Source organism: Parabacteroides johnsonii DSM 18315, assembly GCF_025151045.1.
In the GTDB taxonomy this organism is placed as follows: domain Bacteria; phylum Bacteroidota; class Bacteroidia; order Bacteroidales; family Tannerellaceae; genus Parabacteroides; species Parabacteroides johnsonii.
This window is the reverse complement of the sequence record NZ_CP102285.1, coordinates 1973323-1997350: the sequence shown is the minus strand read 5'-3', so window position 1 is coordinate 1997350 and position 24028 is coordinate 1973323. Positions and strand designations below refer to the sequence as shown.

The following is a 24028-nucleotide window of genomic DNA, read 5'->3' as shown; positions in this document are numbered from 1 at the left end:
TTTTACCTTTGGCGCAAATAGATAAAAGAATTGTTATGACAACCTTTGAATTAAATTCGCGTCGAGTATATTGCAACAAATGGCTGAACTGCTCAACAATGAAGAGGCAATAACCAAAGCCGAGCGTTGGATAAAAAGAATGTACCATTCCCAAGTTGAAACTTATCCTTTATTATTAAATAAAAAAGCCTTAAGAAAGGAAATAGAAGAGGCTGAGGAAGATATAGTTCATAACCGTTATATATCTCATGAAGATCTTCTTAAGGAAATAAAGACATGGTAGAAAAGAAAATAACCAAAATCCAATGGACTCGAAAAGCTCAAAAGAGACTTAAGGATATCAAAACCTATTATAAAGAAAATGCCAGTGAGAGTGTAGCGAACCATATTATATCTAATATTGTCGTCTCTGTTTCAATGTTATATCTTAATCCTGATATATTTACATAATGACGGTTTTTGATTGTCGGCAAAGTCTTTCGAAGTTATTGGAGGATATTACAGGCAAGAAATAATATTCTCATTCCATTGTGGAAATGCAGACGACGTAAAAGCGATCGCCATAAGGATTGCCGGCTTCGAAAAAGATACTCCGCCTTTATATATAGAGATGTATAGAAGTTATGTTGCTTTGATGCATCTCTTTTTTGTATCTTTGCATCTTTCTTTAACACTTTAACAATTTAGGATAATAAGATGAGAAAGCTCTTTGTGTTGGCGGCTTTGCTGGCGATTGTTTGCCAAGGGAAGGCACAGAATGTGCAATTACATTATGATTTCGGGGGTGCTCTTTATGATAAGGACTTACATGGCCGTCCGGTGCTGACCTCGACGGTGGAAATGTTTAAAGCGGATAAATGGGGGAGTACCTATTTCTTTGTCGATATGGACTATACCAGTAAAGGCGTTGCTGCCGGCTATTGGGAAATTGCCCGCGAGTTGCGTTTTTGGCAACCACCTTTTTCCATACATGTCGAATATAACGGGGGAGCGTCGAATTGTTTCTCCTATAATAACGCCTACCTCGGCGGTGCGACCTATACCTGGAATAATCCGGATTTTACGAAAGGTTTCACACTTACCGCCATGTATAAATATATCCAGAAACATCGGGAGCCCAACAATTTCCAGTTGACAGGTACTTGGTATGTCCATTTTGCCAAGAACGGTCTTTGTACATTCAGCGGTTTCGCCGATTGGTGGAGGGAACGGACCGATTATGCGGACGGTAGCCATCGGAACTTTATTTTCCTGGCCGAACCTCAGTTTTGGGTGAACCTTAACAAGCTGAAACATGTTGATGATAAGTTTAAGTTGAGTGTCGGTAGCGAGGTGGAACTGAGCCAGAATTTCGGTGCACGTAAAGGGTTTTATGCCATTCCGACATTGGCAATTAAGTGGTCATTCGATTAATCTGGTTGGAAATGCTGAAGAAGTTACTTGGGTTCGACCCGCAGACAATGACGTTGCGTACGGAGATCATTGCCGGGATTACGACATTCTTGACAATGAGCTATATCCTGGCCGTCAATCCCTCTATCCTGGCAACGACGGGGATGGATAAAGGCGCCGTTTTTACCGCAACCGCTTTAGCTTCGGCCCTCGCTACCTTACTGCTGGCTTTTATGGCAAAGCTGCCTTTTGCCCAGGCTCCCAGTATGGCGCTGAACGCCTTTTTCGCTTTTACACTGGTGCAAGGCATGGGGTATTCCTGGCAGACCGCTATGACGGCGATGTTTGTGGAGGGAGTGATTTTTATCCTGATTACGTTTCTGAACGTTCGGGAGGTGATCTTGAATAGCATACCGATGAACCTGCGTTTCGCTATTTCGGCGGGGATCGGCATGTTCATCGCTTTCGTGGGGTTGAAGAATGCTGGTATCATCGTTCCGAATCCGGCGACTTTCGTGATGTTCGGACCGTTTACCCCGGTTTCGGTCCTGGCGATGGTGGGGATTCTGTTGAGCGGTATCCTGGTCTTGAGGAAGGTGAAGGGAGCGTTGTTCTACAGCATTCTGATCTGTACGCTGATCGGTATTCCGTTAGGAGTGACGGAAATTCCGGATGGATTCCTGCCTGTTTCCGTTCCTCATTCGATGGCGCCAACGTTTTGCCGGTTCGATTTCAATGAATTTTTTACACTGGATATGGCAATCGTCATCTTTACCTTACTGTTTATGAATATATTCGATACGGTCGGTACGCTGGTCGGCCTGGCTTCGAAAACAGGTATTATGGAGGAAGACGGACAGATTCCTCACGTAAAGGAGGCGATGATGTCCGATGCGATCGGTACGACGATAGGCTCCATGATGGGAAGTTCTACGATTACTACCTATGTAGAGAGCGCTTCCGGTATTGCGGAAGGCGGACGTTCGGGGTTCACTTCACTGGTGACGGGTGTGCTGTTTTTACTGGCTTTGTTCTTTGCTCCCCTGTTCCTTTTGATTCCGAGTGCGGCAACGACGGGGGCTTTGGTTCTGGTCGGGGTGTTTATGATGGATTCTATCACAAAAGTCGATATGGACGATATTTCTGAGGCGCTTCCGGCTTTTATCACCATGATCATGATGGTGCTGACCTATTCTATTGCCGACGGAATGGTTGTTGGATTGCTGTGCTATGTACTGGTCAAGTCAGGATGTGGCAAACATAGAGAGGTAAGCCCTACCATGTATGTGTTGGCAGGCCTGTTCATCTTGAAATTTATTTTTGCATAAATGCCGTCAGAAGGTGTCGCGAAGTAACCAGAACATGTAAATCACATAGAAGAGAACCAACACGAACCCTTCCGTACGGGATATTTTTTGACCACTTTTCACCAGCGGCAATAACAAGACGGATATGCCCAACATGACTAGCAGGTCGATGTAGTTTACATTATTGGCCTCGATGGGATGTATAAGCGAACAAGAACCGGCGATGGCCAGTATATTGAATAAGTTTGAGCCGACGATATTCCCGATGGCAATATCCGTTTTACGCTTATAAGCGGCAACGATGGATGTTGCCAACTCCGGCATACTTGTTCCGGCGGCGACGATCGTAAGTCCGATAACCGCTTCGCTCACCCCGAGTTCTTTGGCAATGGAAATCGCATTGTCCACCAATAATCGGGAAGCAAAAACCAATACAACTAGCCCCCCGACGATGGCCAGCGTATCGGCAATCCAGTGCCCCGGTTGTTCTTCGAGCTCCTGGCTCGGCCCTTCTTCTCCATGCTTGCGGGAGTGGAACAGGCTGAATAATGTATAAATGATGATACCTGTCAGAAAGAAAAGTCCTTCTGTCCGGCCCAATGTCCCGTTCCAGAAAAGGATGGTGAGCAGTACGGTTGCGGCCAGCATGACCGGGATATCGATTCGGAGCAATTGTTTTTTTACTTGAAGCGGGCAAATGGTTGCCGAAACTCCTAATATGACTCCGATATTGAAGATGTTCGAGCCTACGATGTTTCCGATAGCTATATCACCTTGTCCTCTGAGCGTGGCATTTAGGCTTACTACTAGTTCGGGTGCGCTTGTCCCGAATGCGACGATGGTCAGACCGATTACCAAAGGTGAAATTTTGGCTTTGAGAGCTAAAGCGGAACTCCCCTGAACCAACCAGCCGGCCCCTATGTAAAGTGCCGCCAGCGAGAGAATCAATAACGTCAGACTTGTTATCATGGCCCCTTTTTCCTTATTCGTTGTTAATCTATTAAAATGTCTTGCTTCCTGCCATCCCGGCAAAGAATATTTGCCGTAACCAAGTAAACAGCAAGTTGTTTTATAGGCAGAAAAACGTACCTCGGAAAACCTCGAGATCACCACGAAGTAAATGACAGGAAGCGAATAGACATTCAGTTAGGGTTGTTAGGAATTATTCTTTACTATTCGTATTCTTCATTCTTCGGACTATTGGCTTCCTGCCGCATATAGATGATCCGTAAGGTAACCATTGCCACACTCAGCAGGGCGAGGCCACCCATTGTTATCTCTTTTAATAACATATCGGAGAAGTCGGTTGTTCCGATCAATACCAGAATAATGAATGACAACATCATGGTTGCATCCACAAGATCTTTATTTATTTTCATGTCTGTACATTTTTAGGTTGTGAAACAATCCTTTATTTTTCAGGAGTGGCTGTTTCTTCTGCCCCTGAAGGAGTGCTAAGGCCTTTCATGATGCCATACAAGCCGACACCGAGGGCTCCCATAACAACTACCAGTTTCAGATAATCGTTCGGAATGATGGAGCTGCAAGCGAGTACACAACCGATAATAGTAATAACGACATAGATATAGATGCTGAATTTATTCTTTTTAGTAGACATATATTTAATTTTTAAGTGAATGATGAGTTGTTCGCATTTTTCAAAAATGCAAAATAAGATAACGGTACGGAATTTATATCCCATACAAAAAACAAGTGATTCACTTACAATTAAATAATGATTTTCCGCAGGCCATACACATGATATCCCATGCGGCAGAGGAGAGTTGAAAAGTTAATGGTTTGACATATTGTTACCTCTTCGGATACTTTCCGGAGAAGATTAATTTCTTTCAAGCGAAAATACTGGATGGCTCTTTCTTCAATCTTCAGTAACCGTATGTTTAGGGTATTGCTGACATTCTGGATACTTCTGCGAGGTGTCAGGCAATTGCTGCCTTTCAGGTCACTGCTGAGGATTTCCAGATTATGTTGCATGTCGGTAGTCCCTTTTTCCATCATAACAGCCTCTTTCTGCGCCTGTAAGTCGGGCGTAGGATCGTTGTTCTGTACGTCTTCGGGTACAAAAAGCAACATACCGAACAGTAGAGTTAATATGAATAGAAAATTTTTCATGCTGCAAAGATATATGAATTCTTGCGTAAAAAACAAATATGTGCCCTTTTTGTTTTTATTTTTGCATGCAAATTATGCTGAAAACAGATATGGAAAATAAAAAATCTCTTGTTGGAGCTTGGGTAGAGGCGGCACGTCCCAGAACCTTGCCAGCCTCTGTCAGTCCGGTTTTGTTGGGATGCGCATTGGCCTACTATGACGGGGTGTTCGATGTCGTGCCGGCGGTATTGTGCCTCCTTGTGGCTCTCTTCGCCCAGATAGCCAGTAACTTTGCAAACGATTATTTCGATTTTAAGAAAGGAGCCGACCGGGAAGATCGGTTAGGGCCGGAGCGGGCGGTCGCCGAGGGGTGGATCACTCCGAAGGCCATGCTGGTAGGCACGTTCGTCACATTGGGATTGGCCTGCGCGGCGGGTTTGTTGCTGGTTTGTTTCGCGGACTGGCGGCTGATAGGGGTGGGGATTGCGATCGCCATATGTGTGCTGGCTTATTCTGCCGGTCCTTTTCCTTTGGCTTATAACGGCTTGGGGGATGTCTGCGTATTGTTGTTTTACGGGGTTATACCGGTCTGTTTCACCTATTATATACAGACGTTGAATTTCTCCTTATTGTCTTTTTTGCTATCTGTGGCTCTGGGGCTTTTGTCTGTGAATATCTTAATTGTCAATAATTACCGGGATTACGAGCAGGATAAGGCTGCCCGCAAACGGACGACAATCGTTTTGTTCGGTCGCCGTGCAGGACGGGTGTTTTATGTTTTAAATGAATGTATGGCGTTTCTCTTGGTTCTTCCGCTTATATTGGATGCTCCCTGGTGGATTCTGTTTTTATTCGGAATCCTGTTCGCCCTTTGCTTTTACACGACACGGGAATTGTTTACGCTGGAAGGGAGAGCGTTAAACCGTACATTGGGGCATACAGCACGCAATGTATTTCTTTTTGCATCCGTCCTTTCTCTTTTATTCCTATATATAGGGGGTGTGTCAAATTGATATTACCGGATGCAGAAACTCAGAATACGTACCCCTCTCTCTTACCGTAATCGGGCTGCCCTGTATATTTTTCGTAGGGTACTTTGTATCGATTTGGACAGGATGATCAGGGTGACGGCGATGATGATAAGCAGGATACCTATCGCCAGGTTAGGGGTGAAAGGTTCGCTGAAAACCAATACCCCGACACATACGGCGGTGATAGGTTCCACGGCCCCCAATACAGCGGTAAGCGTCCCGCCGATACCCCGTACGGCAAGTACGAGGGTGATATTAGAGATGACGGTCGGAACGATCGCCAGCAGGATCAGGTTGGCAAAGGACATCCAGTCGGGAATCGGTTGTATGCCCTGATTGGTTCCGGCCTTGATGGCAAATAGGATCGTACTGACAATGAATACATAGAAAGTCAGGCAGCGGCCGGTCATCTTTTGCACTCGGGATTTATTGACGGTCGTAATGTAAAGTGCATATCCTATCGCCGACAGCAGTACGATGAAAATACCCAATGCGGAGGGATGGTCGGTAAGGGATGGAAGGTCCGAACTGTCCGTGCCTTCACCTATCGAGAGGCGGGCCACTCCGCAAATAGCCAGTATGATCGCCATCAGTGTGATCCAGGAAGTCTTTTCTCGGAAAACGAGCAGCATGATCAGTGTCACGAATATCGGATAGGTGAAATGTAGGGTTGTTGCGATACCGGCCGACATGAAGTTATATCCCCAGAACAGGAACATGGCTGAAGCTGTATAGAAAAAGCCTAATAACACCAGTACCGGAATGTCCCGCTTTTCCACATGGAAAGATTCGTTCTTTGCGGCCATAATACCTGTCAGGGCCAATGCCGCGAACAGGAAACGATAGAACAGGATGGAATCGAATTGCATCCCTTTTGCCATCAAGGGCAAGGTAAACAACGGGATCAATCCGAATGTCGCAGATGTCAAGATACCAAAGGCAAATCCTTTTAAATTGTTCATAGTATTTTTTCTCGTAAAACGGCTGCAAAGATAGTAGAAATGGGCAAACGGATCAAGATTTATGTCTGATACTTGCTCGCATTCCATAAACCTATAGAGTGACGAGGTCTATTCCATAGGATTTAGCCTCTCTAAAACGATGTTTTATCAAAGTCGAAACAAGGGGGGCTGAATTCTAAGTCCTCTCCAAACAATATCTCTCAAATCTTACCCAAGTTTACGAACATTAACGTATCCTTGGGTAAGTTCGTATATAGACATAACAACTCTTCAGAAGTGTATAGCTACTTCCTAAACCTAAGATGTTTTCGAAATTAAGGACCTTTTATTATACGACTAATGTTACAAATGGAGTCTGTCTTCGTATCACAGCAAAAGACCTTGCTATGATTTTGGCTCTTACTGCATTGATTACAGATGCTTTATGTTTCCCCTCCGCTATTTTCCTTTTATAATATGCTTTCATCTGCGGATCCCAAGAGATGGCAGTAATAGCTGCCCGGGTAAGGTACACTTTTACTTCTTTGTTAGCCAATGGAGAAGTCTGCGTTTTTCCTCGTATGGAAATACCCGAAGTATGTTCAAAGGGAGTAACCCCGCAATAACAAGCAAACTTCCTTGGGTTGTCAAATCTTTGAAAATTGTTAGTAACACACAGTAATACAATGGCATTGATTATCCCTATACCTTTTATACTTCTTAATAACAAGTAGTTTGTGCAAAGAGAACTACTAGCGGCTATTAGTTGCTCCATAACCTCTTCCACCTGCAGGATCTTTTCTTTTATCGACTTGAGCTGCTCTTCCAAAAAAGAAATGGATTCTGTCACATCAGCCAACTTAGCCATCTGGGAGAATGTTTCCAATAACTTTATGCTTGATACTTTTTGCTTGACCAAATTGTCACGTATAATAATCCATCCCCGCAGTCTCACCAAGTCTTTGTTAGGTAATTTATATAACTCTAGTTTTCGATAATGTAATACCGCATAGTTCGCTATCCTTTTGGCGTCAATGCGGTCATTTTTGCCTCGTTGCAAGCCTATGGACTTCTTGATGGTCAACGGGCAAACCAAAGCCAGGGAAAATCCCATGGAGACACTGGAAACAGATAACTCTGTGACATAGCTTCCCATGTTTTCAGCACAGAACAAGAGTTTGGATAAAGAGAGATGATAACCTGCTATCCAATCCAATAAAGATTGAATCCCTTCTGGAGTGTTATCAAAAGACTTGTGAGACAACTCTTTTTCGGCCGCAGACATTAATGATGCATCAAAAGTTTTTTTCCTACATCAAGACCTACAAAATGAGAATAATTCATAATTTTGTATTTTACAGTATTAAACATGAAGGAGAAACAGCTAATACATTTATTAGGTCGTGAGCCTACAATTCTAACTGGCTAGGTTCTCCTATTAAGAGAGTTGCAGTCTGATTCAGCCTATAGTCATTTAAGAGTAGTGTCAAAGTTAGTTCACTGCAACTCTTCTTTTCAAATATACACTTATATTTTATTGTGATATTTAATACTGCAAATGTAAATGTGTCATAATTCCTGATTATGTGCAGCCTCTTTTTTGTGTCCATAAAGCAATAAATTTGATTATGCCGTCATTTTTTCAAACTTATCCTGGCATATCTCCAGTTTATGCATGTAACAAATAAAAATAACCGCGAATTTTCCATAAGAAGACGCTTTTCTTCTCTTTTTGTCTACTTTTCTCATCATTGAACATAGTTTCTTTATATTGAAGGCTATGGCAAAGAAGGTAAAATCCATCACGACCTTGTCTTTTCCCATATGCCTGAAACGGCGGTAAGCCATATTGGACTTCATCTGTCCGAAGACTGCCTCCGGTTCAATGCACCGCCTCCCCCTTTCCTTGATCCCTTCTTCTGAAGTCAATAATTCACAGGCCTTTCGTTTATAGGCATTAAGCCGGTGATTGACCCTGATCGTCCTTTGGTTGGCCTTGGCCTTGTAACAGAGGCAGCGCAAGGGACACCCCTTGCATCGTATGGCGCGATAACAGGCGCTCTGGGAGATATAACCGCCCTCCGTCCGGGTTTGTAGCGTACCGGTCCGGGACATGCGCTGCCCCATCGGGCATATGTAATAATCTCCTTCCTCATTATAATAGAGGCTGTCGGGATGAAAGGTGTCAGGTTTATAGCGGGGACGGTGTTCCAAATGGAAACGATTGTATTTGACGAACCCCTCAATGCCGGCTTCGTCCATGAAACGGTAGTTCTCTTCCGAGCCGTATCCGGAGTCGGCGACGACCCTTTTTGGGAAACGACCGTAACGGCCCGGGAAAGAGCCAAGGAATGGTATGAAGGTCAGCGTGTCGGTCGGGTTCGGAAAGAGGGCGAAGTCTGTGATGAATTGGTTCTCGGAGGATATCTGCAAGTTGTAACCGGGCTTGGTTTGTCCATTACACATGGCGTCTTCCTTCATGCGCATGAATGTGGCCGAGGGATCGGTCTTGGAGATGGAATTGCGGCCTTCTCTTCCTTTGTCTTTGCCTCAGGTGCCGAACCGAGTGCCTCCTTGAATTCCTTGGAGATCTCGCACAATGTCTGGGGGTAAGCTCCAAGGTGTCAACATCGGCCGCCTTGTCTTGTGCCATCTGCTCGTTGATCTGCTGGAGTAACACACGGATTTTCTCCAACAGCTTCTCACGGTTCCTTTCCACGCTCTTGCGCCATACGAAGGTATACTTGTTCGCCTTGGATTCTATCTTCGTCCCGTCAAGGTACTCGACCTCAAGCGTGACAAAACCTTTCTCTACCAATATCAACACTAAGAGGGTGAATATATGTCCGATCTCATTCTTGACACGGTTACGGAAACGGTTGATGGTAGCGAAGTCAGGCTTCTGATATCCCGACAGCCAGATATAATAGATGTCCCGGTATAGGAGTTTCTCTATTTTTCGGCATGAGTATACGTTATTCATGTAACTATAAAGGATTACCATGAGCATCATTTTGGGATGATAAGGGCTGCGGCCACGCTCATGGTATAGTTTCTTGAAACCTGACAGGTCCAGGCTCTCGATAACCGACTTGAGGATACGTACAGGATCATCCTTAGGGATATCCCGGTCGATCCTCTGGGGAAAAAGTAGCGTTTGATCGGGATCATAACTTCTGAAGTGTAAATTTTCTGGCATCTTGCAAGCGTTTATTTGTCACTAAATTACAAAAATATCAGAACTTGGGCAAGTTCTTGCAATAGAAAATCAAGTTATTTATCTTGATTTTCATATCTTATAAAAAGAATAAGACGGATCATCCCGAAATCCTGAGGGGAAAAAATCGTATCTTAGTGGCAGTAAAAAAATAAAAGAGATGAGTTACGATCAATTTCTTCGTTTTATCTTTCCGGAGGGAATGTTTGATTACTTTGAGTTGTCTGATTTCAAAGAAAAGTCGGATAGGGTAGAAATATACTTTGAAGAGAAGAATATACACCCCCAAGAATATGCAACCGATAACTTGGAGAGCAAGGGCTTTTATGAACAAGTCAGGATGCAGGATTATCCGATGCGTGGGCGTAGCTGCCTGTTGTTTATCAAAAAACGAAGATGGTTCAATCACAGTACTGGCAAATATGTAAGCCGCAATTGGAAATTAGTGGCAGAAGGAACGCAAATAACGACTGAATTTGCGTCTTTTTTAAAAGCATTGGATCGACTCTCGCGCTCTTAGCATTAGTCTTTTGGCGGATCATTACGGAATGGAAGCCAAACTGTTGGAGTCCCAATATAAGAATCATCTGAGTCATTTCAGGAATTGGGAGCAACGTGCCCATGCCGAAGAATGGATGCTCTTCGAGAAAAACATTGGACCCTACGTCGGGCTGGACGAAACGGCACTGTCGTCGGGAGAACTGTATACAATCCTGATTAACAAAGAGGCCAAAGGAAGAAAAGGCACAATCATCGCCATGATCAAAGGGACATCCGTAGAAAAGGTATCCCAAGTTATACTCAAACTTTCCCGTCGCAGGCGGTTTCAAGTTCGGGAAATAACATTGGACATGGCAACCCAATATGGCCCGGATAGCTCGTCTCTGTTTCCCGGCTGCCAAGCTGGTTATCGATCGTTTTCATGTTCAAAAGTTAGCTTTTGAAGCCGTTCAGGAAATGCGGATAAAGGCACGATGGGAAGCCTTGGATAAAGAAATGGTCGAGATCACATACGCTAAAGCATCAGGACAGCCTTTTGTTACTGAAACATTTGAGAATGGGGACAGTCGAAAACAGCTGTTGGCCAGAAGCCGTTATCTTTTGTTCAAAAAAACTGAACTGTGGTCGGAGAGCCAAAGAAAAAGAGCTAAAATCCTTTTCCGAGAATATCCCGATATCAAGAAGGCCTATTACTTAAGCATGAGGTTAGGGTTGATATATCACCAGGCACAATCGGCAGATATTGCCTTGACGCGTTTGGCGCATTGGTATGATCAGGTGGACAAATCCGGTTTCCTGTCTTTTGGCACTGTTGCCAGAACTATACAAACACATTACTTGAATATTGTTGGCTTTTTTAAAAGACGCTCCACCAATGCCGCGAGTGAGTCCTTCAATTCTAAAATCAAAGCTTTTAGAGCACAGCTAAGAGGCGTGAGGGATATTGCTTTTTTCTTATTCAGACTCACCAATATGTATGCATAATTAATTCTCTATGGATATAGGTATCTCCTCATACGTACATAACCGGGCTAAATAAAAGAACTGCAACATAACTTATTAAAAAAAGCGTGTCCCTCCAATATAGAGGCAACACGCTCTTTCTAATAGTTAAGGTTTGGGATATTTATATTTCTTGTCGTTATATACTGTTACAAAAAAAGCTTGACCTGAAAGTTGTCAAGCTATACCCATTGCACAGTCAAGGCTCCTTTGTTTTTGTTCACTCTATACGTATAATCTTTCTGAAAATGAATGACAGCACGAAGGAACGCTTTTATTTTATACAAAACAAATTTATCTGGAATTATTTTTACACGGTAGAGTCAACAAGCAAGTGCAATTATAGTCATAAAAATGAAATTCATCCAAAAATCGTCATTATTAAAAGAAAAATCAATAAAGATTTGCAAACTTTAAAATAATCGTTTACATTTGTGCATATCAAAACCCTAACTATGAAAAGAAACCGAAACCTTGACAGCAAAAACAAAAAGAATTATTGACCAAAGCCAGGCTATGATTAGTAAGGCTTTTTGTACGGGTGGTATTTATACCACCCGTTTTTGTTGCTCCCATTTCTCGAAAAAATACTCTTTGGGGCTTCTGAAGCCCAGCTTTTCCCGAGGCCTACGGTTGATCTTCTTCTGTATCTCCATGACGAAACGGTCGCTCACCGTATTAAAATCAGTGCCTTTTGGGATGTACTGCCTAACCAGCTTATTGGCATTCTCTATAGCCCCTTTTTGCCAAGAGCAATAACTGTCCGTAAAATAGACGGTAGCTCTTAACTTTTTCTCTATGAGTTCATGGCAGGCAAACTCGCCGCCATTATCCGTCGTTATGGTCCTAACGCCTTTGCCCCTATAAGGGAACAGAAGACGGTTCACCACTCTCGGCAGGGAAGCTGCCTTCTTGCCATCGGGCAGCTTTTCCATCAGCAATAAGTTGCTTGACCTCTCGGTTAAGGTAAGGATCGCCCCTTTGCCCCCCTTGCCAACGATAAGATCCATCTCCCAGTCGCCGAAGCGGGTGCCATCCGCTTCCAAAGGGCGTTCGCGGATACTCGTGCGGTTGGGGATGTTCGTGACTTTTGTAGGACAAAGACGGGATATATGCCGACGATACTTCATCTTGTGACGACAATGGGAAGCAAGCTCACCACTAAAGTCCGCACGTATACGTCTATAGAGGGTCTCATGGGAGATCTTATACCCTTTCCTCTTCAAATAACCGGATATTTGCATGGGAGACCAATCTTCTTCTACCAACAAACGCAACGCCTCTTTTTCTATGGCGCTAGGAATTTTACGATTGCCGGGGAGACGTTCACGCCGTTCGCGCGACATCTCATCCGCAAGGCTATAACTATAAACACGATGACTTTTATTGCGTCTGAGCTCACGACTTACCGTACTGGCCGACACTCCTATTTGAAGAGCTATCGCTTTTTGGGTCTTACCTTCTTTTAGTCCCAAAGATATTGCATATCTTTGCTCACGGGTTAATTGTTTATACTTCATAACAATACAAAAATAATTAATCCTAAGGAGACTTCGGTCTCCTTTTTTATTGTATTGCTAATTGATTCTACGCTCTCAGGGGCTATGCACCCCTGCCGCTGGGGCAAACCCGCAGTGGTTTTTTCATGGGAAACACACTGCGAAGTTGCACTTCTAAGTTGAATTTGCAATTATTTTTACACTATCGGGGATTATAATAAATACTTGAATACTATCAGGGGGCTTATAGGAAGATGCAATAGATACTTTGAAAGATGGTTATATTTAATCCCTCAGGATTTCGGTATGATCCAATAAGACTGCTGTGGGAATACCGGCTTTTACAAAAGGAGCGCGCCCCAAATATGGGACACGCTCCTCGTCATAATTAAAGTTTCGGCTGTCATTATTATATTATTATTTATCCTTGTCAATCCCATATTACAAAAAAAGCCTGACACGATAAGTTGTCAAGCTACACATCCCGTATAGTCAAGGCTTCTTTTGCTTGGTTACTCTCTACTTATAATATCTCTTAAAACGAGTGACTTTGCAAAGGAACAATTTTATTTTATACAAAACAATTTTTTTTAGACTTTACTTTATATGTTGTCCAGCATAAAAAAAGAAAGGGGGAATTATGACACACCCCCAAGGAGAGGATATGATCCGATTCCGTATCTACCGGTTTTTGCAAATGAGATTATAGAAAGTCATGATGTTTCTCAAAGGTTTATGAATGATTACAAACAAACGGTTTCAGACCTGATTGCGGAACATTATCGTTACCAACAAGAAGTTGCTCACAAAGATGGATTATTGACGATGTGTGAGGCTTCGGGCCCCCATCAGAATCAGTCGGATGCATTATTATGTCAAAAATATTCGGATGTTCCTATGGGGGAGTTTTGGGCTCGTTCCAAAACACATCGTATATCCTTAAAGCAGCGTTTTTTGACGAAAGAAGCTGTCTCTGCCGGGCATATTTATGGTAAAAATGTTATTTCTGCAGAATCTTTTACATCGGTCGGACCTCAATGGGAGGAAGATCCTTATTTTTTAAAACCGACTGCGGACCGTGCTTTCTGTGAAGGAATCAATAAATTGTATTTTCATACATATCCTCATTCTCCGTCTCTAACAGCGAAACCTGGTTTTGTCTATTATGCAGGGACCTATATAAACAGGAATACTACTTGGTGGAATTATTCTTTGGATTGGAATACTTATCTGGCCCGTAATCAATATGTGCTGCAGCAGGGAACTCCTGTTGTAGATGTTTGTATTTATTATGGTACCGGCATTGAAAAAAGGATTCAATATAAGCAAGATTCTGCTCTTATGGATCTTGGTTATCAATACGATTATGTTAATTCTGATGTCATATTAAATCAAATGTCGGTTCAAGATGGGAAGATATGCTTGCCAAATGGAATTTCATATGAATTATTGGTTTTACCGGAAGAAAGTGGAATTTCTATAGAGGTATTGGAAAAAATAAGGGAGATGGTGTATGACGGTGCAACGATTGTTGGTCCCAGACCTATTTGTTCTATTGGTTTATATAAAAGTACAGAGATAGATCGCCAGATAAAAAGTATCACGAATTTATTGTGGGGAGAACTTGATACACCACTGATAGATAGAACTGTTGGAAATGGAAAAATAGTCTATGGGAAAAATATCGATCAGATTTTGTCCGAGAAAAAAATAGAGCCGGATTTGAAAATAGAAAATAGAGATTCGAATTTCTCATTGGACTTTATTCATCGTCGAAATAAGGAGTATGACATTTATTATTTGGCCAATTTGAGAGAGGAGGCAATAGATTATGCAACTTTATCTTTCAGGACTTCTGGAAAGGTACCTTATATTTGGAATCCAGTGGATGGTACAGTAATAGAGCAAAGGGTATATGTTGATGATGGGGAAAGGACTCATATTCCTTGTTCATTTGATCCGTATGGCTCTTATTTCATTATTTTTGAGAAAAAGGAGAATGCGAAACCTTCTATAATTTCTGTTACAGGGCCGGATGGTAATAGAAGTTGCTTTTTGGAGAAAAGTGGAAATTATCAATTGACTTATAGTAATGGTGAAAGTAAGAATATTACAATTGCTTCTGCACGATATTTAACGATAAATACATCTTGGAATGTCTCTTTTTCAACGGAAATGGGAGGACCCGGATCTGTTGAATTTAAGAATTTGATATCTTGGCCTGAATCAGAGAATTTAGGTATAAAATATTATTCGGGGACAGCTTCTTATCAAAATACATTTATAATAAAAGACGAGATTGAGGGAGCAAAAGTTTTTCTTGATTTAGGAGAATTGTATAATGTGGCTGAAATTGTTCTTAATGGACATAATCTGGGAACTTGTTGGCTGAGGCCATTTCAAAAGGAGATTTCGGAATATGTAAAACAGGGAAGAAATAAGATAGAAATCAAAGTAACAAATTTGTGGCCTAATCGGTTAATTGGAGATCAATTTCTTCCTGAGGCTGAAAGGTATACTCAGACAAATATATCCAAGTATACGAGACAAGATACATTGAGACCCTCCGGGTTATTGGGGCCGGTGCGTTTGATGATTATTCCGGACAGAGATGAATTTTAATGATTATTTTTTCTGAACTGCAACCCTAATAATATCCCTCCCGGTATCAATATGATCCCGGCTGAAACGAGCAAGGCTATCTGGAGGGAATACATGTCATTCAACCAACCGATGAAGGGGGCGATAGCGGCGAACATCAGGCGGATAATGAAGTTACGGATGGAAAGCACTGTCGCCCTCATGTCGGAAAATGTCATTTGGTTGATGTAGCCTTTGAGGATGGGTGTGGCAAAGCCTCGGAAAATGTAAAAGACGAACAATATGGCAAGGCCGGCATATGTAAGGTTGAAAGCTAAGGAGATATATCCGCCGACGATAAAGACGAGGATCAGGATTCCCATCTTACGCGGACCGAAGTAGTTGTCCACCCGGTCGGACCAGAGAGCGGCGAAGCCGACCGTCAGGTTCAGCACTGTCCAAATAACGCCATACCAGGAAACGGGAGTTTTCAGATACATTAAAACCGGTTGTACGAACCAAGCCATCGTGAGAGTGGCTGCCCCAATGATACCTGAATACATGATATTGTAGCAAAGTTGCTTGTTCGTTACCAGCGAATATTTAATGATCCGGACAATCTCGTTTACCGGATTCTGTATTTTATTGGAACGGCTGACCTCCTTAAGTACGAATGCTGCCGGAATGCCTGTAAATGCAATCACAGCTTGCGCATAAAAAGGAAGACGAAGGGAATAAGCTGCCAATAAACCGCCAAAGATACCCGCCAGTGCTTCGGCGAAATTACCGATCATTGTGATCCGTCCCTCATATCGTAAGTATAAATTCTCTTTTTGGTATTGGGCGGTAGTGTCGTATAATAGAGCGGAATCTGCACCGTTCACCAGTGTTTGCCCTGTGCCTAACAAGATTTCGGCGAAAAGGAAAGCTGTGAATGTTGAAGTGAACGAATAGCACAGGTATCCGAGAAAGAAAAGGATACACCCCAGTATCAGGCATTTTCGGCGTCCCCAAACATCAGCCAGATAACCCGAAGGAATCTCCAAAGCTACGGCAGCTACCGAGTAAACACTCTTCAGGATAAACACGTCCTGCAATCCTAGCCCGTGTTTTTCGTAAAAAAGCACGATGATAGGCATAACCAGTGTGAACCATTTGGATAGTTTGATCAGATAAAGAGCAAGTATGTTCCGTTTCATGCCTGCAAAAGTACAAAATATATGAAATGGCTTTTCTTCCTTTTGGAAAATGATATGCGTCGTACTCATTTTACGTTTTGAGCGTAAATAAACGAAATATTCGTAATGTGTTTGTTTATTTTGAATTAAATTGTTTTATTTGCTTTCGTATATTGATAGGATCAACTTAAAAAATCATATTATGAGAAACATTTTTATTTTGTTACCGACTATTTTGCTATTGTGCACATTGGGAGCATGTAAGAAAAATTCTGGGGTGGAGGAAGCCTTGCCGGTGCTGGATTTTCGTCAGGATATACCTGAAAAAGAAGTGACTTTGCAGGATATAGGGAATGTCAGGTACATCCGTTTTCACACATCCGACAGTATTTTGTTGGGAGACCATATGCGCTTACTCCCCTGTGGTGATAAACTCTTTTTCTATGATCGGGGAGGCGGTGATGTTTTAGGGTTTGATAAGGATGGCAATAGTTTAAGCCGCTTTAACCATAAAGGGCAGGGAGCCGACGAGTATACAGGTATTTATTATTTTGCCTTCGACCAAGAGAAAGCGGAGGTTTTTATCTGTGCCCCTAAAAGAATACAGGTTTACGGAATGGATGGCAGATATAAGCGCTCGTTACCGATCCCAGATTCCATTTTGATAGACGATATTATCTCTTTGAATGGCCGGTTCCTGTTATTGTCCGAAATGAGAAATACCCCTTTTATCCAGGATGGCGAACTGAAAAAATATGCTGAAGAGCTTCCGGATCCCAATCCTTATCCCTTCCTTTTGATGGATAAGGAAACCGGTAAGATCGAAGCTGTGCCGGTAAGGTCTGAAGGGCGTTTTCAGAATCTTGTATGGACCATGCGGGAAGGTAAGCCTTTTATCCTTGTGGGACGCCAACAGCATTTCTTTCCGGCTAGTGGGAAATACCTGTTGAGCCAGCCGGCAGCCGATACGCTCTATGCTATTTCCCCATCCCGTGAACTGGTTCCGATGTTTGCCCGTTTGCCATTGACTAAAGAAAAAGATGGTAAGATCGGCTGTGCCTTAATGGCGGCAACTTCCCGGATTATGCTTGTGGATGCCGTCTTTTTGAAAGATGAAGGAATGAATCAGTTGAAACGTCAACTCTATGTCTATGATATAAATAAGAAGAGTCCTGCCGTCGGCAGTTTGGTTAATGTTGAATTTGAAGGATACAATAATCAATATCCGGTTGTTTCGGATAACAAATTATATTTTATCCTGTATCCCCATGTTCTGTTGGAGGCAAAAGAGAATCATAAGTTGAGCGGCAAGCTGTTGGAGATAACGGAAACACTGGACGAAGAGGACAATCCAGTGTTGGTGGAGGTCGAACTGTATTAGTTTTTTCTGTATTCGGTAGTAGCGTCTTTTCTATGCCGGATAATAAACCAAGAGTGTCTAATTATTGTACACCATTGTCAAATAATTGGACACTTTGAAAAAATATCGTTGTATTTATTTGTTTGAACCTTAGTGTATTATGTGTTTTGGCACGTTTTTTGATTCTATAAAGGCAGAATATAATAAATTACATGACGATATGAAAAACTTAAACATCGCAGTTCGTTCCCTTTTTAAGAAAGGGCGACACAACGGAATGAAAATTGTTTCCCTGAGCGTAGGGTTATCGGTCGCTTTGGTCTTGATTGCGAAAATCTATTTTGAACAGTCGTATGATACGTTCTATCCGGATGCTGATCGTATCTATCGATTGACTGAAAGTTTTGTTACGGCAGATGGAAGTGGCGACTTTCCTCAAGTTCCTGGGGCTGTGGCAAGCGGGATGAAGGCTGAAGTTCCTGGTATCGAGGAGGCAACTCGCTTGACATATATTGCCGGTGAAGGAACGACATTCAAGACGCCGGAAAAAGAACGCTATTTTGCTGATTATATCTTGATGGCAGATAGCAATGTGTTCGATGTTTTGCAGCGGCCGATTCTGCTGGGTAACCCGAGAGAGGTGTTGGCTCGTCCCTGGTACGCCATGATCTCTCGTTCATTGGCTGAGAAGATGGGGGGCATCGATGCGGTAAACGGGATTCAGATCACTCCGGACGATATGCCGGGAATGAAGCTGACGATCGGGGGCGTATTTGAAGATATTCCGGAGAACTCGCATCTGCGGTTTGATATGTTGGTTTCTATGAATGGTATGAATGAATGGAGTCGTACCAATTGGGTGGGCAACGATCGTTATTTGAGTTACGTGCGCCTTTCTCCGGGTGTCTCCCCTGAAAGCCTGAAACCGGCCATACATGAAATGACACTGCGCCATATCGACCAGGAAGAAATGCAAAAGGCTGGAGTTGAATTAGATTTTTTCATGAAGCCAATGTTGGAGATGCATAGTGGCAGCAGTGATGTCGAAAACATGATGATGATGCTTGCCGTTTTGGCTTTCGCTTTGTTGTTTACGGCAGTTATGAATTATATTTTGATTGCAATCTCTTCGATCGTCAACCGGACGAAAGAGGTGGCAGTACACAAGTCTTATGGTGCTTCGGAAGGAAATATCTATAGTATGATAATGTCCGAAACATTTGTACACATGATGATTTCCTTACTGTTAGCTATTTTTATCATCTTCTTATGCCAAGATGTGATCGAGGATTTGTTAGGCGTTTCGGTAGCGAACTTGCTGCTTTCAAAGGGGGCATGGCTACTGTTGATGATATGTGCAGTTGTCTTTTTGTTGACAGGGTATGTGCCGGGTTTCCTGTTTGCTCGCATTCCGGTAGCTTCTGCGTTTCGTAATTTTCGTGAGAGCAAGCGGGTGTGGAAATTAGGGTTGTTATTCTTGCAATTCATTGCGGCGGGATTGTTGGTCACCTTGTTGATGAATGTGATTCGGCAGCATCAGTTTATGATACATGATGATCCAGGCTATGCTTACGACCGTTTGGCTTATTGCAACATCGCAGGACTCGATTCGACGAATCGGTCGAAGGTTTCACAGGAATTGATGCGTATGCCGGAGGTAGAAATGGTTTCAACAGCCTATGCATTGCCTCTTAGTGGTATGTCGGGAAACAATATCTCGTTGCCCGGATCGGAAGAACAGTTGTTTAATGTGGCAGACCAATATTGGGTAGGAAATGGCTATCTGGAATTGATGGAAATCCCCGTGATCGAAGGGCGTTCATTTACGGAAAACGTTGCTGTTTCTTATGAAATTATGGTGAATCGCGCCTTTGTCGAAAAGATACAGATGTATGCCAATTGGCCGGATGGACCGATAGGAAAGCAGATTTTTATTACCGGACATGACCAGGGTGAGAATGTCAATGCCATGTCGGGAGGTTACTACACCATTTGCGGTGTATATGAAAATTATCGGATCGGCTCTTTGGCTCGCTTGGATGATCGCCCTTCGGTCTAGTAGTACTCCTTTATCGATCCAATTGGTTAAGTTCAACACTTTGACAGCCGAGGCGGTTGATAAAGTCAACAATCGTTTGTTGGAAGTGATGCCGGACCGCAATGAGACATTGTCGATCTATTCGGTAGATGTCGTCAATTTATATCGGGATTCCCGGAAATTCCGCGATCAAGTGCTGGTTGGAGGGATCATCACGCTAATTATTTCCTTGATCGGTCTTATCGGATATACAAACGATGAGATCAACCGTCGTCGCAAAGAGTTGGCTATCCGCAAAGTGAATGGGGCGGAATCATTCGACATTATCCGGATTTTCTTGAAAGATATTATGCAGATCGCCATTCCGGCTGTTTTGATAGGATGTGTCGGTTCCTATTTTATCTCGGACTATTGGCAAGAACAGTTCCAGGAAAAGGTTAGTTTGCATCCTATGGTCTTTATCATAGGCGCTCTCTCGGTTTGGGTGATAGTTGCCATTTGTGTGGTTTATCGTACTTGGAAAGTGGCTAATTCGAATCCAGTGGAAAGTCTAAAATCAGAATAAGTTGAACACCCTTCATTTTTCGGTGAGTGTCTAATATCTTTACACTACTGTCTAAAAATTAGACACTCCCCAGAAATATCGAAATCTTTATAATGTTGTAAATAAATAGTTTATATACTTTGGCACGCTGTTTGCCTATAAGTAAGCAAGAAGAAGTAATAACAATAAAAACAGATACAGTCATGATTAAAATTGAAGGATTAAGTAAGTTTTTCCGTACGGAAGAAGTGGAAACGATAGCATTGAACGGAGTGTCGATGGAAGTGAAGGATGGTGAGTTTGTGGCAATCATGGGCCCTTCCGGCTGTGGAAAGTCCACTTTGCTGAATATCTTAGGTTTGCTGGACAATCCGACGTCGGGCGACTATTACCTGGCGGGCAAAGAAGTCGGACACCTGAAAGAAAAAGAACGTACACAGGTGCGTAAAGGCAATATCGGTTTCGTGTTCCAGAGTTTTAACCTGATCGATGAACTGAATGTATTTGAAAACGTGGAGTTGCCGCTTACCTACCTGAAAGTGAAAGCAAGCGAGCGCAAGCAGATGGTGAGTGATATCCTGAAACGCATGAACATCAGCCACCGGGCCAGTCACTTCCCGCAGCAGCTTTCCGGAGGTCAGCAGCAGCGTGTAGCCATCGCCCGTGCCGTCGTTTCGAATCCGAAAATCATTCTCGCCGATGAGCCGACCGGTAACCTCGACTCCAAAAACGGTGCTGAAGTGATGCAACTCCTGACTGAACTAAACAAAGAAGGAACCACTATCGTCATGGTGACCCACTCTAAACACGATGCGAGTTTCGCCCACCGCGTGATCAACCTGTTCGACGGTAGTATCGTTTCATCCATAAGCGAATTCATTTGATTTTTTGCAAAAACGCATAGACACATTCAAATTGTTTTTTGTAGATATATCCGGCTTGGGAAAGTCGGATATATCGCTTAATTAAAAGTAACATTATGAGCAATCTATTGGATATAAAATCTTTTCTGAAATTCCTGAGCCGGAATAAAGGGTACACGGCGATAGATGTCTTCGGACTGTCCGTTTCGCTGATGTTCGTGATCCTGATTGCGGTATATGTGGAACGGGAATTGAATATTGACAAGCAGCAGGCGAATTACGACCGGATCGTTGCTATCGGCAATGAAGAGTTTTTGGAATCGGCTGTTCCGGTTTCTTATTGGTTGGAAGAACGTTATCCGGAAATCGAAAAAGTCTGTCCGGTCATCACGGATCAGGGGAAGGGCAAACAGATTTTTTATGGCGACAAGAAGTTGACGGCTGATCTTGTGTATGCGGATTCAACGTTTTTCGATCTTTTTTCGTTCAAGGTACTCGATGGTGACCGTGACCGGCTTCTGGAAGATCCCTACAGCGTGGTAGTTTCGGAAAGCTTTGCCCGGAAAGTATTCGGTAATGATAATCCGATCGGGAAGAGTTTGCGCATCAGCGACTCGACCAGTGTCATGGTAACCGGTGTCATGGAGGACATCAACCGTTCGGTGATTCCGAATATGGACCTGTTGGTGCGTATCGAGCGGGTGACGGAATTCAACCAGTCATTGTCGAAGACAAATCCGGGTAATGCCGGCTCCTGTGTCTCGTTCCTGTTGCTGAAGCCGGGAATGGACTTGCAGGGACGGGCGGATGAGATATTGAGCTTTTTCAAAGAGCGGTATTGGCTTTACAAGAATGATTTCATGAAAGAGGTGCGCATTGTTCCCCTTTCGGAGATCTATTTCGGAAATACAGGGGTGCATAGTTTGAACCGAGGGGATAAGCGCTTTTCATTGGTCCTGATGTCTGTCGGTATCCTGATCCTGATTTTCGCGATCATCAACTATATCAACCTGACGGTGGCACAGGCCGGCCAGCGGGCGAAGGAGATGGCGACACGTCGCCTTTTAGGTTCTTCGCGTGTGGAACTGTTCCTGCGGTTGATGCTGGAGGCTACTTTCCTGACAGTCGTTTCGTTTATTATCGGGCTGATGTGTGCCAAGGCGGCATTGCCGTATGCCAATGATTTGTTGCAGGTGCGTTTGACGTTCGATGTGCTGGCGACACCACTTTGGATAGGGGCGATCGTTGCATTTATTGTGCTGACGGGAGCTTTGTCGGGACTCCTTCCGGCCTTGATGATCTCGTCGGCCAAGCCGATCGACGTAGTGCGCGGGACGTTCCGCCGGCAGACGAAGATGGTGTTCAGTAAGGTCTTTATTACGTTTCAGAATGTAATTACGATCGCCATGATCGCTGCCTCGCTGACGATGTATCTCCAGATCGACCATCTGATACATGCTCCGTTGGGCTATAATACGACGAACATCATCGAATCGAATAATGTTTTCCGTTCGAAGAGCGAGATGGAGCGGGCGGAAGATCTGTTGCGCCAGCTTCCGATGGTCAAGGCCGTCGGTCACAGCAACGGGACACCTTCGAGTGGGACGAACAATATGAGCGGAACTTATGAAGGCAAATCGCTCAGCTTCCAGCAAGTGCAGGTCGACAGTGCGGCTTTCCACATCTTCGGTTTCGAAATCAAGTCGGACAACCGGGTGGCTAATGCCGATGGAGGCTGGTATTTGAACGAGCTGGCTTTTAAACAGATGGAACTGACGGAAGATGCCCCTTCTTTCAAGATGTATGAAAATACGGTCCCGATCTTAGGGGTGATCCGTGATTTCCAGTTGAGGGACATCACGCGGAAAAATTCACCGGTGATGTTCCGTTTCCGGAATACGGAATCCGGCTGGTGGCCGTGGGATTATGTGATCGAGGTACAGGGTGATCCAGTCGAAGCATATGAGTCTGTGCGCAAGGTCTTCGAGGAGGTGTCGGGTATTCCTTTCGAGGGGCGGTTTATTGACCAGGGCATCCGAGCACATTTTGAGTCGCAGATCCGTTTGGCCAAGATCGTGGTGATCTTTGCCTGCATTGCGATCCTGATTTCTCTGTTGGGGTTACTGGCGATGTCGACCTATTTCATCCTGCAACGTTCGCAGGAGGTGGCGATCCGCAAGGTGTTCGGTTCGGACAACCGGGGAATCTTGATTCGCCTCGTCGGTACGTTCCTGATGTATGTTGGGATTGCGTTCGTGATCGCGACGCCACTGAGCTGGTTTTTTATGAAGCAATGGTTGGAGGACTACAACTACCGGATCACACTTAGCCCGCTGATCTTCATTGCGGCTGGCCTGTTTTGCCTTCTGATCTCCTTCCTGGCGGTATTCTTCCAGAGCTGGAATGCGGCGAATGCGAATCCGGTGGAGAGCGTGAAGAACAATTGAAATTAAAAATGAAAAA

Annotated in this window: 18 protein-coding genes and 3 pseudogenes; 12 read left to right on the top strand and 9 right to left on the bottom strand. The window is 43.7% G+C overall.

Features of this window, described 5'->3' with window-relative positions; translation table 11 throughout:
- Window positions 1–79: 79 nt before the first annotated feature.
- The 4 genes from NQ564_RS08170 to NQ564_RS08155 all read left to right on the top strand — a co-directional run bounded on the left by NQ564_RS08170 (window position 80) and on the right by NQ564_RS08155 (window position 2720).
- Entirely contained in the window at window positions 80–283 is a 204-nt protein-coding gene (locus tag NQ564_RS08170) for a hypothetical protein (RefSeq protein ID WP_008147870.1), read from the top strand.
- Window positions 277–450, top strand: a complete 174-nt coding sequence (locus NQ564_RS08165; RefSeq protein WP_008147863.1) for a type II toxin-antitoxin system RelE/ParE family toxin — start codon at window positions 277–279, stop codon at window positions 448–450. Before NQ564_RS08170 ends, NQ564_RS08165 begins: the two co-directional genes overlap by 7 nt.
- Window positions 451–696: 246 nt before the next feature.
- Window positions 697–1413, top strand: coding sequence for a nucleoside-specific channel-forming Tsx family protein (locus tag NQ564_RS08160; protein ID WP_008147860.1), 717 nt, complete (start codon window positions 697–699; stop codon window positions 1411–1413).
- Window positions 1414–1424: 11 nt separating this feature from the next.
- A complete protein-coding gene (locus NQ564_RS08155) occupies window positions 1425–2720 on the top strand; it encodes an NCS2 family permease (protein ID WP_008147858.1) in 1296 nt (431 codons plus the stop codon).
- A gap of 6 nt (window positions 2721–2726) precedes the next feature.
- Here the strand turns inward: NQ564_RS08155 and NQ564_RS08150 are convergent, their stop codons facing one another.
- The 4 genes from NQ564_RS08150 to NQ564_RS08135 form a co-directional block, all read right to left on the bottom strand.
- Window positions 2727–3668 (bottom strand): calcium/sodium antiporter, encoded by a 942-nt coding sequence (locus NQ564_RS08150; protein ID WP_039848097.1) that lies wholly within the window; start codon window positions 3666–3668, stop codon window positions 2727–2729.
- Between the two features lie 203 nt (window positions 3669–3871).
- Window positions 3872–4078 carry a hypothetical protein gene (locus NQ564_RS08145; protein ID WP_008147854.1) on the bottom strand — a complete coding sequence of 69 codons (207 nt, stop codon included), beginning with the start codon at window positions 4076–4078 and terminating at the stop codon, window positions 3872–3874.
- A gap of 32 nt (window positions 4079–4110) precedes the next feature.
- Window positions 4111–4317 (bottom strand): hypothetical protein, encoded by a 207-nt coding sequence (locus tag NQ564_RS08140; RefSeq protein WP_008155627.1) that lies wholly within the window; start codon window positions 4315–4317, stop codon window positions 4111–4113.
- A gap of 110 nt (window positions 4318–4427) precedes the next feature.
- Window positions 4428–4832: a hypothetical protein gene (locus NQ564_RS08135; protein ID WP_008147848.1), complete on the bottom strand. Its 405-nt coding sequence runs from the start codon at window positions 4830–4832 to the stop codon at window positions 4428–4430.
- 89 nt (window positions 4833–4921) lie between these two features.
- Between NQ564_RS08135 and NQ564_RS08130 the strand changes: the two genes are divergently transcribed.
- Window positions 4922–5824 carry a 1,4-dihydroxy-2-naphthoate polyprenyltransferase gene (locus NQ564_RS08130; protein WP_087375716.1) on the top strand — a complete coding sequence of 301 codons (903 nt, stop codon included), beginning with the start codon at window positions 4922–4924 and terminating at the stop codon, window positions 5822–5824.
- A gap of 41 nt (window positions 5825–5865) precedes the next feature.
- On the opposite strand, the gene NQ564_RS08125 is transcribed toward NQ564_RS08130, so the two are convergent.
- The 3 genes and pseudogenes from NQ564_RS08125 to NQ564_RS08115 form a co-directional block, all read right to left on the bottom strand.
- Window positions 5866–6804 (bottom strand): DMT family transporter, encoded by a 939-nt coding sequence (locus NQ564_RS08125; RefSeq protein WP_039848094.1) that lies wholly within the window; start codon window positions 6802–6804, stop codon window positions 5866–5868.
- 328 nt (window positions 6805–7132) lie between these two features.
- Window positions 7133–8068 carry a transposase gene (locus tag NQ564_RS08120; RefSeq protein ID WP_227963244.1) on the bottom strand — a complete coding sequence of 312 codons (936 nt, stop codon included), beginning with the start codon at window positions 8066–8068 and terminating at the stop codon, window positions 7133–7135.
- A 341-nt stretch (window positions 8069–8409) separates the two neighbouring features.
- A pseudogene (locus NQ564_RS08115) lies at window positions 8410–9982 on the bottom strand (IS1182 family transposase).
- A gap of 178 nt (window positions 9983–10160) precedes the next feature.
- On the opposite strand from NQ564_RS08115, the gene NQ564_RS08110 reads away from it, so the two are divergent.
- Complete coding sequence (locus NQ564_RS08110; RefSeq protein WP_087375800.1) at window positions 10161–10520, top strand: ISAon1 family transposase N-terminal region protein; 360 nt, start codon at window positions 10161–10163, stop codon at window positions 10518–10520.
- Between the two features lie 28 nt (window positions 10521–10548).
- Window positions 10549–11485, top strand: a pseudogene (locus tag NQ564_RS08105) (ISAon1 family transposase).
- Between the two features lie 566 nt (window positions 11486–12051).
- Here NQ564_RS08105 and NQ564_RS08100 read toward each other — a convergent pair.
- Window positions 12052–13023 carry an IS30 family transposase gene (locus tag NQ564_RS08100; RefSeq protein WP_129649829.1) on the bottom strand — a complete coding sequence of 324 codons (972 nt, stop codon included), beginning with the start codon at window positions 13021–13023 and terminating at the stop codon, window positions 12052–12054.
- 585 nt (window positions 13024–13608) lie between these two features.
- On the opposite strand from NQ564_RS08100, the gene NQ564_RS08095 reads away from it, so the two are divergent.
- On the top strand, window positions 13609–15624 hold the full coding sequence (locus NQ564_RS08095; RefSeq protein WP_087375269.1) for a glycosyl hydrolase: 2016 nt from the start codon (window positions 13609–13611) through the stop codon (window positions 15622–15624).
- On the opposite strand, the gene NQ564_RS08090 is transcribed toward NQ564_RS08095, so the two are convergent.
- Window positions 15621–16781 (bottom strand): MFS transporter, encoded by a 1161-nt coding sequence (locus NQ564_RS08090; RefSeq protein ID WP_039847970.1) that lies wholly within the window; start codon window positions 16779–16781, stop codon window positions 15621–15623. The genes NQ564_RS08095 and NQ564_RS08090 overlap by 4 nt on opposite strands.
- A 181-nt stretch (window positions 16782–16962) precedes the next feature.
- Here NQ564_RS08090 and NQ564_RS08085 point away from each other — a divergent pair, with 181 nt between their 5' ends.
- The 4 genes and pseudogenes from NQ564_RS08085 to NQ564_RS08070 all read left to right on the top strand — a co-directional run bounded on the left by NQ564_RS08085 (window position 16963) and on the right by NQ564_RS08070 (window position 24012).
- On the top strand, window positions 16963–18141 hold the full coding sequence (locus tag NQ564_RS08085) for a 6-bladed beta-propeller (RefSeq protein WP_008145726.1): 1179 nt from the start codon (window positions 16963–16965) through the stop codon (window positions 18139–18141).
- Window positions 18142–18340: 199 nt separating this feature from the next.
- Window positions 18341–20723, top strand: a pseudogene (locus tag NQ564_RS08080) (ABC transporter permease).
- 182 nt (window positions 20724–20905) lie between these two features.
- Window positions 20906–21586 carry an ABC transporter ATP-binding protein gene (locus NQ564_RS08075; protein ID WP_008155644.1) on the top strand — a complete coding sequence of 227 codons (681 nt, stop codon included), beginning with the start codon at window positions 20906–20908 and terminating at the stop codon, window positions 21584–21586.
- 95 nt (window positions 21587–21681) lie between these two features.
- A complete protein-coding gene (locus NQ564_RS08070) occupies window positions 21682–24012 on the top strand; it encodes an ABC transporter permease (protein WP_008145735.1) in 2331 nt (776 codons plus the stop codon).
- The last annotated feature ends 16 nt before the right edge of the window (window positions 24013–24028 follow it).